The 13623-nt window shown below is 45.8% G+C and carries 15 protein-coding genes and 1 pseudogene; 7 read left to right on the forward strand and 9 right to left on the reverse strand.

What is annotated here, in order from left to right; all coding sequences use genetic code 11:
- Positions 1-2 precede the first annotated feature (2 nt).
- From EYQ95_RS09640 to EYQ95_RS09650, 3 genes are all read left to right on the forward strand, one after another.
- A complete protein-coding gene (locus EYQ95_RS09640; RefSeq protein ID WP_132327481.1) occupies positions 3-461 on the forward strand; it encodes a hypothetical protein in 459 nt (152 codons plus the stop codon).
- A 46-nt stretch (positions 462-507) separates the two neighbouring features.
- Positions 508-996, forward strand: a complete 489-nt coding sequence (locus EYQ95_RS09645) for a hypothetical protein (RefSeq protein ID WP_111915945.1) — start codon at positions 508-510, stop codon at positions 994-996.
- A gap of 61 nt (positions 997-1057) precedes the next feature.
- Complete coding sequence (locus EYQ95_RS09650; protein WP_111915944.1) at positions 1058-1441, forward strand: hypothetical protein; 384 nt, start codon at positions 1058-1060, stop codon at positions 1439-1441.
- Between the two features lie 37 nt (positions 1442-1478).
- Here the strand turns inward: EYQ95_RS09650 and EYQ95_RS09655 are convergent.
- From EYQ95_RS09655 to EYQ95_RS09665, 3 genes and pseudogenes are all read right to left on the reverse strand, one after another.
- A pseudogene (locus tag EYQ95_RS09655) lies at positions 1479-1571 on the reverse strand (NAD(P)/FAD-dependent oxidoreductase); the annotation flags it as partial.
- A gap of 25 nt (positions 1572-1596) precedes the next feature.
- Entirely contained in the window at positions 1597-2625 is a 1029-nt protein-coding gene (locus tag EYQ95_RS09660) for an Abi family protein (protein ID WP_111915943.1), read from the reverse strand.
- Positions 2626-2808: 183 nt separating this feature from the next.
- Positions 2809-4005, reverse strand: coding sequence for an NAD(P)/FAD-dependent oxidoreductase (locus EYQ95_RS09665; protein ID WP_111916006.1), 1197 nt, complete (start codon positions 4003-4005; stop codon positions 2809-2811).
- 152 nt (positions 4006-4157) lie between these two features.
- On the opposite strand from EYQ95_RS09665, the gene EYQ95_RS09670 reads away from it, so the two are divergent.
- A complete protein-coding gene (locus EYQ95_RS09670) occupies positions 4158-5117 on the forward strand; it encodes a tetratricopeptide repeat protein (RefSeq protein WP_111915942.1) in 960 nt (319 codons plus the stop codon).
- A 97-nt stretch (positions 5118-5214) separates the two neighbouring features.
- On the opposite strand, the gene EYQ95_RS09675 is transcribed toward EYQ95_RS09670, so the two are convergent.
- Entirely contained in the window at positions 5215-6657 is a 1443-nt protein-coding gene (locus EYQ95_RS09675) for a YfcC family protein (RefSeq protein WP_111915941.1), read from the reverse strand.
- Positions 6658-6806: 149 nt separating this feature from the next.
- On the opposite strand from EYQ95_RS09675, the gene EYQ95_RS09680 reads away from it, so the two are divergent.
- From EYQ95_RS09680 to EYQ95_RS09690, 3 genes are read left to right on the forward strand one after another with little or no spacing between them, the layout of a single operon-like run.
- Entirely contained in the window at positions 6807-7685 is an 879-nt protein-coding gene (locus EYQ95_RS09680; RefSeq protein ID WP_111915940.1) for a Dam family site-specific DNA-(adenine-N6)-methyltransferase, read from the forward strand.
- Entirely contained in the window at positions 7682-8128 is a 447-nt protein-coding gene (locus tag EYQ95_RS09685) for a GNAT family N-acetyltransferase (RefSeq protein ID WP_165831988.1), read from the forward strand. Before EYQ95_RS09680 ends, EYQ95_RS09685 begins: the two co-directional genes overlap by 4 nt.
- A complete protein-coding gene (locus tag EYQ95_RS09690) occupies positions 8125-8907 on the forward strand; it encodes a class I SAM-dependent methyltransferase (RefSeq protein ID WP_111915939.1) in 783 nt (260 codons plus the stop codon). The genes EYQ95_RS09685 and EYQ95_RS09690 overlap by 4 nt, the downstream gene beginning before the upstream one ends.
- A 14-nt stretch (positions 8908-8921) precedes the next feature.
- On the opposite strand, the gene EYQ95_RS09695 is transcribed toward EYQ95_RS09690, so the two are convergent.
- From EYQ95_RS09695 to EYQ95_RS09715, 5 genes are all read right to left on the reverse strand, one after another.
- Positions 8922-10610, reverse strand: coding sequence for an AAA family ATPase (locus tag EYQ95_RS09695; protein ID WP_111915938.1), 1689 nt, complete (start codon positions 10608-10610; stop codon positions 8922-8924).
- 66 nt (positions 10611-10676) lie between these two features.
- The gene (gene aroB, locus EYQ95_RS09700; protein WP_111915937.1) at positions 10677-11765 is read right to left on the reverse strand and encodes a 3-dehydroquinate synthase; all 1089 of its coding nucleotides are present in this window, start codon (positions 11763-11765) and stop codon (positions 10677-10679) included.
- 11 nt (positions 11766-11776) lie between these two features.
- A complete protein-coding gene (aroK, locus tag EYQ95_RS09705; protein ID WP_370451233.1) occupies positions 11777-12259 on the reverse strand; it encodes a shikimate kinase AroK in 483 nt (160 codons plus the stop codon).
- A 152-nt stretch (positions 12260-12411) separates the two neighbouring features.
- Positions 12412-12924, reverse strand: coding sequence for a hypothetical protein (locus EYQ95_RS09710; protein WP_111915935.1), 513 nt, complete (start codon positions 12922-12924; stop codon positions 12412-12414).
- 15 nt (positions 12925-12939) lie between these two features.
- Positions 12940-13548, reverse strand: a complete 609-nt coding sequence (locus EYQ95_RS09715) for a hypothetical protein (RefSeq protein WP_132327483.1) — start codon at positions 13546-13548, stop codon at positions 12940-12942.
- Positions 13549-13623 lie beyond the last annotated feature (75 nt).

A 13623-nucleotide genomic window follows, 5' to 3' on the forward strand; every position in this document is an offset into this window, starting at 1 on the left:
TTATGGCGTTCGTAATTTCAATCTTTTCCGTGGGCGGTTATCCCGCAGATCGGGAGACGGTCTCGTTTTTTAATTTAGTTACTAACCCAGACGCATATAAAGGAAAAGAGATTCAGGTTATCGGGTACCTCAGAGTTGACCTTGAGTACTTGTCAGGTGATACAAATAGTAGAAGCTTTTGCGGCGCACTGATGCATGACAAGGACACGATGACGGCAATTCGTGTTTATGAGATGTTGAGATTTTGTGGGGAAGCTGTGGCATCTATAGAGGGTTTGCATTACCGCTATGTCGGCGTAAATGGAACCTTTTACCCAACTAATGAGTGCCCAAATTACTTGAGCGTTTTTTTAAGGGAGAGGCCTTTAGGTTGCTTGGTTGATGTGACTTACACGTTTCGCTCTGAGATTGAAGGATTAGATGATCCATTTCCTGAAGAACCCCAGCCAGAGTTTGAGTAAATTGATAGTAACCAGAGTAGTGCCCAAGCGTGCTCGGTGGAACATCATGCTCTCGGTAGAGTGCTTAAGAACTCTTGGGCGTTTAAAAATACTGTTGCTCATTATATTTGTATCTGTAGGTTGCAACGATGCTGAACTGCCCGCGGGCGTAAGAGCAAACCTTCCTTTCGGTAACACTGCAGTTGAGAAAGAGCAAATTATAGAGATTATGCGCTCACGAGGCATTGCGTTTACAACATTAAATCGAGGTGATAACAGTTACATAGTATATAACGCAGAAGATATGGCAGAAGTGCTCTCTATACAAAGGCAAGTAAAATTCGGTGACAATCTGGATTCTAATTATTTTGAAAGTCTAATTTTACGAGATGATACGCAAAGAGCTCGGTTTGAAGAGGCTTTTGACGAAGTTGGTATCAGATACTTTGTTTCAACTGATTTTGACCGTATAGAAATCCATTGGACGCAAGTGGACGGTCCTCAAGTTGATGAGATTAGGGAGCGGCTATACATAGCTGAAATCCGCGCTTTGTAAGATAGCAGTGTTGAAAAAATAAGTGATGTTAGCCCTTTTTGGAAGTAAGCAGGAGACAATAATGAGGCTTTTGTTGAGTCTATCAATACTTTTGAATGTTGTATTAGCTGTCCACGTGATGAAGGAAAACTGGAGCAAGCATTCTTTTGTACTCGCATCTTCGGAACAAGCAAACTGCCTTGAAACTTGGGACAGCAACATGAGCACAAGTTTGGAGATAGATTCCCCAAGCATGTTTACGGGACTCCATGCTGTCGAAATTCCAAAATCAACTCAAAGCAGCGAGTTTGAATATTCTTCTTGTTTTTACGATGGATTCAAAGTTGCTTATTCTGTGGATTCCTTAATTAATAGCCTTCAAATTTTTCAGAATGAGGACAGGTTTGAGGGGGTAACGGTATACAAGCCAGCCACAGAGGAGGCTTTTTATATTTATGCCAAGTAAAAGTAAGTCACGTCAATAAACAACACTTAAGTTGTATCTAAACGCTCTGCCCAGCAACCCAGCCAGAACTCCACGCCCAGTGGAAGTTGTAGCCGCCCAGCCAACCGGTAACGTCGAGCACTTCACCAAGGTTAACTTTAAATGCCTCAAGGTCCTTAGCTACTGAAAAAATCATGATCCATCCAATTATTAGGGAAGCCCATTGGAAATTTAGGAATTTCAGGATGAAGAGTGACTAATGCTTTTATTTTATTGTGCCACTGGCTTTCTGGACTAACTTGTCTCATGAGATGAGCTAACATAAGTAACACCATAAAGATTCGACGCCTAGGCTGTATTTGGCTAGGCTCTAGTCTTTCGGGCAACTGCCATATACCTCCATTTGGAATTTTAGGCTGAACCGATAATTCTCTATTCCAAAGCCTGCTGTGGTGTGCGCAACAATTCCTCACAAAATTTAGTGTGTGTAACCAGCTTTCTAGAACCTCTTGAGGCAAGCAAAATCTTCTGGCGATTACTTTACGGTCGATGTCTTTTGCTAAACCTCGATAAAGGTGAGATATGCTGCCAAGTGTTAATTCTTCGACCATCGCCCAGCCAGGCATAAGTTTTGGAGAATCGTATGAATGTTGATAGAAGCGAGCGTAATTTTCTCGAACTCTTCTTTCAATTCGCTGACTTTTAATCTCATCTTCAACGGAGCTTCGTTCAATCTTATTTATGTCTCTTTGGAGGTCACTAAATTCTTTAGTTTGCTTGTCTTCGATTTCTTTTAGCAGTCGCTTATGTTGATAGGACGATTTAAATAATGACTCATTTAAGTACCAATGAGAGCCGCTACATAAATCGTCATTTTGATATTTAGTAGCCATCGTATTATTTAGGGTGGCTCGAACTGCAACTTCAAACCTCTCTATAGCATCCATGATAAGCAGCCGTAATTCCCTATCAAAAGAGTACAACCCAACTATTTGCTTGAATTCAGTTCCATCCTTGAATTGATGTTCAACCGATTGCTTATTTAGAGTTTTATGAAAAGGACGCATATATGCACTAAGGCGAAAATAGCTGATTACCTCTATGTACTTTTCCGCACGTTCAGGGTTTTTAATGGTTAAGCCGCGGCTTTGAAGAATGCTGATTTGGTCTTGAACAGTAACAGCAGGTTTGTTGAATTGACTCATTATGCCTTCTCATTCGTAGTGTAAAAATCAGGCATAAAAAAGCCCGCGCAATTTGAGCATTATTAAGAGGCTTGGCGGGCGTGTTGAATACAATACTAGTGATACCTATTCTGTTCGTCAACAATATTCAGCAATTCACTATCAAAGTGTAAATTACGTCAGTAAGAAACATTTAAGATGTTTCTAAACACTCTGCCCAGCAACCCAGCCAGAACTCCACGCCCACTGGAAGTTGTAGCCCCCGAGCCAGCCGGTGACGTCGAGGACTTCACCGACGAAATATAGACCGGGTTGAAGTTTGCTTTCCATGGTTTTGGAGCTGACTTCGTCTACGTTCACGCCGCCGATGGTCACTTCCGCGGTGCGGTAACCTTCGGTGCCATTCGGTTTAATTTGCCACTGACTTAAGGTTTGGCAAATAGACTCAATTTCCGTTTTGTTGAGATCGGCTAGGTTTTTATTGGGCCACTTGTGGCGCTCGGCGAGCATCTGCCCCAGACGTTTGGGGAACCACTGTTGAAGCAGTGTGTGCAAACCTAGTTTGGGATTGGATTTGCGTTTGCTTGCGAGTTCTTCGGCAATGTCGAGCTCGGGTAGTAAGTTAAAACGCACAGCTTCGCCGGGTTGCCAGTAGGACGATATTTGCAAAACAGAAGGTCCACTGAGTCCTCTGTGCGTAAATAGCATGGCTTCTTTAAATGCGGTGCGGTCATTTTCCGCCACTGTGTCTACCGACAGGCCCGATATTTCTGCGAACTGTTCTTTGTCTTGGTCGTGTAACGTGAATGGAACCAAGCCTGCTCGCGTGGGCTGAATGCTGTGGCCAAATTGTTCGGCAAGTTGGAAACCGAAAGGCGTTGCGCAAAGTTTGGGCATGGAAAGTCCGCCGCAAGCCACGACTAGCCTATCACATTTGATATATGTGCGGTCGGTTTCGACCTGAAACAATTCGTTACTATATTTGACACCAATTACATTGGTTCTTAATTGCACAACGACGTTTGCACTACTACACTCTGCAAGTAACATTTGAACAACATCTTTAGCGCTGTTATCGCAGAAAAGCTGTCCGAGAGTTTTTTCGTGCCAGGGAATTTGATGTTTATCGACCATGCCGATGAAGTCCCACTGGGTGTACCGGCTAAGCGCAGACTTACAGAAGTGCGGGTTGTTCGAGATGTAGTTTTCAGGGCTGGCGTACATGTTCGTAAAATTACAGCGGCCACCACCTGAAATCAGAATTTTTTTGCCGGCTTGTTTAGCGTGGTCGACAACAAGAACGCGTTTACCACGCTTACCAGCTTCAATGGCACACATGAGGCCTGCGGCACCAGCTCCGATAACGAGTACGTCGTAGTGTTCTGAGTTTTGGTCGTTCATGTGTTGCATATCCGCCGTTTGGGAGCAGTGAAACCGAGTGTGCGGCAAGATCATACCAGAAACCGTATGTCTTAAGGCAATCGCTTTCTGGTGAATGAATCTCAGCTCTTGGAAAGGGAGCATGGCTGGGAATGTTAACCAAGGAGAAAATAATGCGAACTTTAACGTTAGGCCTTATCTCAGGTTTATTTGCGGTGACGCTAAGTGGCTATTCGGTGACTGTAGCAGCTGAAGAAGAGTCAAACCGCTTCAGCGACTTGTGTGAAAGCGAAGAATGCGAGCGCATGATTCGGAATTTTGAGGAGTATGGCCAAAACGGTCATGCTGGCTCGATGGTGTTTATGGCGTTAGCCTATGCGCATGGTGATGGTGTTGAAATGGACCATGACAAAGCGAGTATGTGGCTCCGTGAAGCGATTCGTATGCGCTCGCAAGTTGCTCCTTATGTTGCTGCGCAGTGGTATCGTGAAGGTATTGTGTGGGAACAAGATCTCGAAGAAGCGGAAGACTATATCGACCGTGCTATTAGTTACGGTTATCCGTTAGCTATGTTTGACCGGTCGGTAAAGCTATTGCAGGCAGGTGAAGACATTGAAGAAGGGTTAGACTTGCTAGAGCGAGCCGCAGAGGAAAAACTTCCGAATGCGCAATACTTACTTGCTCGTTTAATCGAGGAAGGACAGTATTACCAGCAAGATGTCGTAGCAGCTGGTCTTATGTACCGTGGTTTAGCAGTAAAAGGATACAGAGACTCGCGTGCGCGCCTAGACAATATTGTGGATGCTGTTCGACAAGTGGAAGAGGCTCCGACTGTCGTTGCTGCGGAAGAGTCTAGAGAAGACATTCTGAATGACCTAACCGCTTATGACGATATGGAAGTGATTACCGTAACGGGCCGTTACGAGTCGTTTGAAGCGCAAATCGCAGACATTCAAGCTGGATTGGAAAGCGACTATGCAAATGGACAGAGAACCGGAACGCGGTTGCGTAGATCACGCCAGTGTGGAGTCGAGGGTGGTATCGGATGTAGTGTAATCTTTGACCGAGACAGCAACCATGTAACGGGCTATTCAACACTTGCTGGCATGTTGCGTATGCCTGGTGGTTATTAAGTTAGTCTTTACTACGAACATTAATACCCACGCTTTATTACGTACTAAAAAGGGGCTGAATTTCAGCCCCTTTTTTAATGCTTACTCGAATGTAAGTTTAACTCAGCATTTGTGTGGCACTGAGCACTTCAATCGAACTCTCTAACTGCGGCTGTACGCCCATGCCGTAACCAAACAAGGTTGCTAATGCGAGAACCACCGCACAGGTCAACATGAGTTTACCCATAAGTGGCATACAGAAGCGGAACCAACGGTCGTAAGGTACGCCGGCAATACCGATAATACCCATCAATACGGCGTTCGTGGGTACAATCATGTTCGAGAAGCCGTCACCCATTTGGTAGGCCAAAACAGCCACTTGGCGAGGTACGTCAACTAAGTCGCTCAGTGGTGCCATAAGTGGCATGGTTACAAATGCTTGCCCCGAACCTGAAGGTACAAATAGGTTAAGAATGGTTTGAATAACCAACATACCGATGGCAGAAATCACTGCAGGTACTTCACCTAATGGCAACGACAAGCCATGCACAATTGAATGCAGAATTTGTCCGTCTTCAAGAATAAGTGCAATACCGCGAGCAATACCAATGAGCACCGCTGTATGTGTTAGGTCTTTCACGCCTTCAATAAAGCTGTCTGCAGCGTCGTCAAATTTCAAGCGACCCAGCACAGTAATTAAAATACCCCAACCTACGAAGCAAGCGCCTAACTCGTATAAGTACCAGCCGTATTGTGAAATACCGTAAATCGCAATACCTACAGTCGCTAAGAAAGTACCGAGAATAAGACGGTGGCGACCATTGAGTTGCGGATACTCTGCTTGCTCTTGTCCTTCTAGCGGGTCTGGCAAGTCAGCCACAAGTGAGCTTTCTGGGTTTTCACGCACTTTCTTGGCGTAACTCCACACGTGGTGAAACGCGATAAGAACGAAAGGTAAGATTAAAACTAAGCGTAACCATAAGCCTGAGTAAGGTGGAATTTCCGCAATACCTTGAGCAATAAGTACCGTAAATGGGTTAAATGCTGAAATACCATAACCCACACCGTAGCCGGCTACGGTCATACCTACTGCGGTCATAGCGTCGAGCTTCATGGCTCTACATAACGCGACCAGAATAAGTACAAATGGAATATATTCGCCAGCGGTACCAATTGCGCCTGAAGCTAATGAGAAAAAGAATATAACCATGAAAATAAGACGCTCTGGGGTTTCACGGTTTTTCTCAAGCAATCGACCAATGAGTGCGTCGACTGTGCCAGTACGGCGAGCAATAGCAAGAACACCACCTACAATGAATACAAAGAAAATAATGTCTTGAGCGGCTGCGAATGCTCTTGGTACAGCTGTTAGTAACTGCCAAGGTGTAAGTAATTCGCGAGACTCAACTTGCTCATACGTGTTTGGAATAACAACTTCACGGCCAGACTCGGTAAGTGAAGTTTCGAAAAAGCCTTGTGGCACAATCCATGTAGCAATCATAGCTACAATCATCATGCTGAATAGCAAGGTTAGTGTGTGTGGAACTTTAAAAGATTTCATAAGCGCGATGCCTTTGTCATTATCGTTTTAAGCGAGCGTCGGCTAAGTTTACCTGAAGCAACGAAGGTAAACCAACCTTAACCTTTCTGGTCAAATCAGGTTACAATCGTGGTCAGAATAAAAATTAAAATGGCGGCAAAACAAGCGGCATGAAAAAACAGCGAGCGTTTTTAAAGTGGGCAGGTGGTAAGTACGGTTTGGTGGACGACATCAGACGCGTACTTCCTGACGGCGACAAGCTGATAGAACCCTTTGCTGGCGCTTGTTCGGTATTTTTGAATACCAATTATGATCGGTATTTACTGAACGACATTAACCCCGACTTAATTGCGCTATATAAAATTTTAAAGCGCAAACCGAAAACGTTTATCGAAGACGCCCGCCAATTATTTGTTACCGGTAACAATAAAGAGCAAAGCTATTACGCGTTAAGAGCACAGTTTAATGCGTCGAAAGACCCATACGAGCGGTCACTATTGTTCTTATACATGAATCGCCATGGCTACAATGGCTTATGCCGCTACAATAGTTCGGGTGGCTTCAACGTGCCTTTCGGACGATATGTAAAACCTTATTTCCCAGAACAAGAACTAGAGCTATTTGCAGAAAAAGCGAAGAAAGCGGTTTTCACCTGTGAGTCTTTCGCGAATAGTTTTCGCCGTGCTCGCAAAGGTAACGTGATTTATTGCGATCCGCCCTATTTGCCATTGAGCCCAACGGCTAACTTTACTTCTTATGCCACACAGGGGTTCGGCTTAGACGACCAACAGCTGTTAGCCAAGAAGGCGGTTATCGCCGCAAAGCAAAGGCAGATTCCTGTGGTGATTTCTAACCACGATACCGAGCAAGGGCGCTGGTTATACCGCGACGCGCAGCTTACAGAGTTGCGGGTAAGCAGGTTTATTAGCCAAAACGGTGCTAAACGAGGAAAAGTAGGCGAATTGATTGCTCTATTTTGTCCCGATCTGCTCTCTTCTGAGTCCAAAAATGTAGTTCCTATGCGAATTCGTGCAGGTAAAGCGGTATGACAGCGACCATCACTTGGACTGTGAAGGCCTTTTCAGAGCTAAACGTGTCTGAAGTATATGCCATGTGGAAGCTGCGCCAAGACGTGTTTGTAGTTGAACAAACATGCCCTTATCCAGACATTGATGGAACCGATGAAGACTGGTTTCACTTATTGGGTTGGGAAGGAGACCAACTAGTCGCTTATGCCCGTTTAATGTGGGTGAATGACGAAGCCCGAATTGGTCGTGTGGTGGTAGCTCAGTCGGCTCGCGGCAGAAGCTTAGGCCGTGAAGTTATGCAGCAAGCTATGAAATTTATCCACGCGACTCACGCGAACAGTTCTATTGTGTTAAGTGCACAGACTTATTTGCTCGACTTTTATCAGTCACTGGGTTTTGTTTCCACAAGTGACACTTACCTTGAAGATGACATTCCTCATCAGGAAATGGAGTACAAGCCGTGAGTGCCTTTGCTTTGGTCAGTGAGGTGCCAGAGCTTTCTGCTGCCGCTGCACATTTAGCTGAGCAATATGGTTTTAATTCTGAACTGAATGAAACACAAAGCTTCTATTTAAGGTTAACTCTAGAAGGTCTCGAGTTGGTTTGGGCTGCGCAACAGAAAGTGAAGCCACTACAGATTAGTTTTACCCATGGCAAACAAGCTTGGCGTCAGCAACTAGGGGGCGGTAAGCAAGAAGCCGTAGTTCGTGCCCTGGGTATTAATCGCGGGCATCGGCCATATATTTTAGACGCAACAGCTGGTTTGGGGCGTGACGGAATGATGCTCGCGCATTCCGGATGCAAAGTCGACTTACTCGAGCGGCACCCCGTTGTGCATGCATTATTGGACCAAGCCGTTTTGCACGCCAAACTGCACGAAAAAATGGGTGATTGGGTAAGCCAGCGTGTACGCGTGTTACCCGCGGGAAGCTTGCTTGATTCCATGCCGGAGTTATTGGCTAATGGATACGAGGAATCACCGCCAGACGCTATTTATTTAGACCCAATGTTTCCAGAGCGCGGTAAAACAGCCGCGGTTAAGAAGGACATGCAAATGCTGCAACAGTTAGTGGGAGGCGATGAAGACGCTGATCAACTACTACCGGCAGCGCTTGCATTAGCTACCTACAGAGTTGTCGTAAAACGCCCTGCCACGGCTCCTTTTTTAGCTGGGCAAACACCAACCACTCAAATTACCACTAAAAAACACCGCTTCGACGTTTACATTAAAAGTGCTTACTAAGCAGTAACCCTTTGCTAATTCTGTGGTGACAAGCCCACAACAGCTAGCTCACGGTGCATCCATTCAAAAGGTTTTGCCCACGGCTGCAATGCTTGTTGGTTAGCAGGCAGAGTAGAAATAGCATTGCGTGCCTCAGCAAGTGACGCGTAATTGCCTGTGACTACAACATACCAGTCGCCACCATTTCTAAGTGTGTGATAAACCATAAGGTTGTTTTGGTTCGCTTGCGCTTCAACAAATTGCATTGTGGCCTGTTCTTGGCTAAATGCCGCGAGTTGCAGACCTACACGACTTGCGTCCATATTCAGAATGATTGGATTGTCTTGTGCGTTTAACCACGCGTTAACAGGCTCTGGTGTCGCGTCCGGCTCTTGCGTTGTAGCTACCTCGGCCTCTTGATTAGGTACTTCAGGCTCGGCGCTCTCTGTACTTGCTAGCTCAGCAGGTTCTGACGTTTCTGAGGCTTCTGATACAGCGTTATTTTCAAGGGCGGCAGTAGCTGCTGCAACTAATGGATTAAACGACCGAACTTGGTATAAGCCAATATCGAAGTCGCCTTCCTGTTGATATTCACGCGCTGCAGACGCAAGGCGCGGTAACGCCTCTTGGTAACTCATGGTAAGTTGCGACTCACCCTGTTCAAGAACCGGGTTCAACCAGTCTTCGGGCTGTACGGGTGAGGTGAGATCGGTTGTTTGTGTTGCGTTACTCTCTGTTGCTGGAAGTGGACTCTCAGTACCAGACTCACTTTTTACTTCGTTACGCACTTGAGTTAGTTCTTGGTAGGTCGCCATAATATCGTCACGATACATCCAGCCAGACACCGCAACAGTAATCATTAAAGTAGCGACCATAGCCAATTTTAAGCGCATCGGCGTGCCTTCTTTCACGGGCGCTGACGACTGTGCAGTTTTCCGTTTTTGCGGCTTAGCAGTTTCTTGCTCTGGCGTGTCTTCAATGTGGTAGCGAGTTTTTTCTATAGGCGCGACTAAGTTTTGCAAGCTGTCTCGAATCACTCCAGGGTAGCTAAGCGAGGTGCCTAAGGCTGCTTGAATACGGTAATTGTCTGCGGCAAGCGCTTTGCCTTTCGCGTGTCCGCTCAGCAATCGTTTCGCAAATTGTAGTGCTTCTGAGTCGGTAAATTCAGGAATGACCACAATTTCCGGAGCGTCATTTTGATTACTCGGAAGTCGCTTTTTCTGACGTGCTGCCCATTCCGTTTTTCCAGAAATGATCACGCTAATACGATGACGTCCGGCGGTAAAACGACTATGCAATACAAGCTCTTGTAGTTCGTCGAGGATAACCGGTGGTAAATGTTCAGCGTCGTCTACCACAATCATCAAGTGTTGGGGTTGGCTTGGTAATGCGCGACGAATGCTTTTACTGAGCGATATGTCTTCCGGCATACGCATAACCGACGTAATTTGCTGCAAGATACGCTGACGAATTTGCTCAACGGTAAGCTTTTGCGGTGTATTGAGGTAAGCTAAATTGGCGTAATCGGAAGCTTGCTCGAGGAACACTTCTAAAAGTGTCGATTTACCTGCGCCTTCAGGGCCGGCAACAACCACCATTTGGTTACGAAACGTAGTTAAATAATGGAGTTGCTCCAATACTTTACGTTGGCTCTCCAATGCCTCTACAGGCATGGCCAATGGTGTATTTTCACTCGCTGCCATTTCATGTTGCGCTGAAAGCATAGCGGTCCTCAATTCACGTCAATGTACATTCGCAAACCACGAGCCAAAAGCTCGAAGTCTTATTGTTTAAGTTACTGCAATGCTGGCGTGAACTAAGTGCTCTGGAATGGCTTCATTCGTTACTTTGGCGCTGCCAATACCTGTTGGCAACACAAAACGAACTAATCCATTTTTTACTTTCTTATCGCGGAACAAGCCTTCATCCCAAACTTCCTGCGCTAAAGTTGGTGGCGCAATAGGAAGGCCTGCTGTCTCAATAAGGTTGGTAATGCGTCGATATTCTGACGATTCACACCAATGCAATGCTACTGCAAGGTGTGTAGCAATAACCATGCCACTAGCTACAGCTTCGCCATGTAGCCAATTCCCATAACCCATGGCGTTTTCAATGACATGGCCAAACGTGTGACCAAGATTCAGTAAAGCTCGTGAGCCTTGCTCTTTTTCGTCTTCGCTTACGATTTGCGCTTTAATTTCACAGCTACGTTGAATCGCGTAAGTCAGTGCTTCCGGGTCTTTGCTTAATAATTTTTCTATATTGCCTTCAAGCCAATTGAAAAAGTCGGCGTCGGCCATAATGCCGTATTTAATAACTTCGGCTATTCCTGCCTTAAGCTCTCGCTCGGGAAGGGTATTCAGGGTATCAATGTCGATAACCACTTGCTTGGGTTGGTGAAAAGCACCGATCAGGTTCTTACCATGAGGGTGGTTGACCGCCGTTTTACCACCCACAGAAGAGTCGACTTGCGAGAGCAGCGTAGTGGGTATCTGCACAAAGTCGACACCACGGTGTAATGTTGCTGCCACAAAGCCTGCAAGATCGCCAACCACGCCTCCGCCTAATGCTAAAACCACACTGTCACGGTGAAGGTTCAATGCTAACGCTTCAGACATGGCTTGTTGGTAAGTATCAAGAGATTTGAAAGCTTCACCGTCGGGCATTAAAAATTCGCCCACGATACGCTCGCCTAATACGCTTTTCACACGCTCTAGGTACAGTTCGGCAACGGTAGTATTGGAAATAACAAAGATACGTTGCTTCGGATTAAGGTGAGCCAGCAAAGACTCTAACTGTGTAAGTAGCCCACTGCCGATATGAATAGGGTAGCTGCGCTCTGCAAGTTGTACTTGAAGTTTTTTTGTCGCAGCTACCATTTTGTTAGCTCCTAGAACCCTAGCTTTTCTATGATTTGATTCGCTACGATTTTTGCACTTTGCTCGTCGGTTTGAATAACCACGTCCGCAATTTCTTCGTACAAAGGCTCGCGCTGTTCAGCTAAATCTTCTAAAACTGCTCGTGGGTCGTCTGCATTTGCTATAAGTGGACGACGCTTGTCGCGCTCTGTGCGTGCCACTTGCTTGTCGATAGTGGTTTTTAAGTACACCACAATACCGCGCGCAGAAAGGCGGTTACGGTTTTCTTTACTTACAATAGAGCCGCCGCCGGTTGCCAGAACAATACCTGCATTTTCAGTAAGGTCGCTGATTACTTTTTCTTCGCGGTCGCGGAAGCCTTCTTCTCCTTCTAATTCGAACACCCAGCTAATGTCTGCACCAGTACGGCGTTCAATTTCGGAGTCAGAGTCAAAAAATTCTAAGTGGAGAGATTTGGCGAGTTGTCGCCCGATTGTGCTTTTGCCAGCCCCCATTGGGCCAACTAAAAATATATTACGCTTATCAGCCATAATTGCTTACGTCACTTCAGTTTTGATCGCGTTTACATTAAATGATGAGTGTCTTCCACCCCTGTACCTGTGAAAAAAGACACGCGATTATCGCAATTTCAGGCACTCAAGGCAACCTATTGAAACGGCTGTGCCACGCTTAGGCTTTGGCTCAATTCGCACTGAGTTTGATTGCTCCGCCATGTTAAAGACTGGCTTGTTAATGCTACCAGCTGCCATTCTTCGTTAATAAAGTCGTGAATATATAATTTACGAAACAGCCCTTGGTGGTGGATGGCGGCAGAGTTGCTGGTGCGCGAACCTAAATATATCGCAAGCACTTCTGGCTGTAGGAAGTTTAAGTTGCTGCATTTGTCTTCAACTTGAGGAGTATCCTTTGTATTTATCTCTATGGGCTCTGGTTTATCCTCTGCTTCATTAGCAGTTTGCACTGTGCGTATCTCAGGTTTTGCTGCTGTTACTTCAGCGACCAATGGAGGTTTTGACTTGGCAATAGTGGGTGTGTCGTTGTTTAGGGTTAGAGAAACAGCGACTAAGCATAGCGTTATGCCGGAGGCAAGAAGCCGCTGAAATTGCTGGCGACTGCGGCGCCATTGATAGTGGCGTAGGAAGTCGTGTCGTTTATTCATGTTGGTTGGCGCATCTTATGCTAGCTCAACTTCGGCGGTTGCACACAAGTACTCTGCATGCTGAAGTTCTGGGTAAATACCTACGGGCAAAATTGGCCTATATGCTTCACCATCTTGTTCAGGTGCAACGCGAATATGCTTGGGCATTAAGCCATAGGGTTTGAGAGGCTCAATTATCTCCATAATTGTTGCGCGGTCAGTTCTGGCTAGCTGCCAGCAGCCTTTGCTTTCGGTCAGAGCCGACGATTCAACACTTATAATATCCCATAGCCATTGCTCGGGCTGAAGGTTGTGATTACGTAACCACTCTATCGGCCAGTTATTGTTCAATCGTGTTGTGTTTGGCTTGGCAATGCTTTCAAACGTAACTTGAGACCTAGGAAGGACGAGGGTCCAAGGTTTTTTGAAAAACTTTTGCTGGTTTAAGGAACTAAATAAATCCACCAAGCTCTTAGTACTGTGTGTGTGATTTGGTTGTTGGCAGAGCAAGAGGCATTTTGTCTTGTTCTGCCCCCCACTTCCCTCTCGTCGCTTCCCCCTTTCGAAAAGCCCCGCAGTCAGCCATAATTTGTCGAAACAAACAAAAAGACCTGAACGTTTTGTGAAATATTGGTTTAGCAGCACTGTATTTACCTTGATTTAATGTAACAAATTCCATTTGTGGTTAAATTTAGTTCAGATTCACCCTATAATGTGCGC

It is taken from the genome of Lysobacter sp. N42 (assembly GCF_004344885.1).

Bases quoted from the DNA above. Each gene is read 5' to 3' on its own strand.
- aroB (WP_111915937.1), bottom strand. From the start codon at position 11,765: ATGGTAGCTGCGACAAAAAAACTTCAAGTACAACTTGCAGAGCGCAGC.
- EYQ95_RS09675 (WP_111915941.1), bottom strand. From the start codon at position 6,657: ATGAAATCTTTTAAAGTTCCACACACACTAACCTTGCTATTCAGCATG.
- EYQ95_RS09680 (WP_111915940.1), top strand. From the start codon at position 6,807: ATGAAAAAACAGCGAGCGTTTTTAAAGTGGGCAGGTGGTAAGTACGGT.
- EYQ95_RS09650 (WP_111915944.1), top strand. From the start codon at position 1,058: ATGAGGCTTTTGTTGAGTCTATCAATACTTTTGAATGTTGTATTAGCT.
- EYQ95_RS09695 (WP_111915938.1), bottom strand. From the start codon at position 10,610: ATGCTTTCAGCGCAACATGAAATGGCAGCGAGTGAAAATACACCATTG.
- EYQ95_RS09710 (WP_111915935.1), bottom strand. From the start codon at position 12,924: ATGAATAAACGACACGACTTCCTACGCCACTATCAATGGCGCCGCAGT.
- EYQ95_RS09665 (WP_111916006.1), bottom strand. From the start codon at position 4,005: ATGAACGACCAAAACTCAGAACACTACGACGTACTCGTTATCGGAGCT.
- EYQ95_RS09685 (WP_165831988.1), top strand. From the start codon at position 7,682: ATGACAGCGACCATCACTTGGACTGTGAAGGCCTTTTCAGAGCTAAAC.
- aroK (WP_370451233.1), bottom strand. From the start codon at position 12,259: ATGGGGGCTGGCAAAAGCACAATCGGGCGACAACTCGCCAAATCTCTC.
- EYQ95_RS09640 (WP_132327481.1), top strand. From the start codon at position 3: ATGGCGTTCGTAATTTCAATCTTTTCCGTGGGCGGTTATCCCGCAGAT.
- EYQ95_RS09670 (WP_111915942.1), top strand. From the start codon at position 4,158: ATGCGAACTTTAACGTTAGGCCTTATCTCAGGTTTATTTGCGGTGACG.
- EYQ95_RS09645 (WP_111915945.1), top strand. From the start codon at position 508: ATGCTCTCGGTAGAGTGCTTAAGAACTCTTGGGCGTTTAAAAATACTG.
- EYQ95_RS09660 (WP_111915943.1), bottom strand. From the start codon at position 2,625: ATGAGTCAATTCAACAAACCTGCTGTTACTGTTCAAGACCAAATCAGC.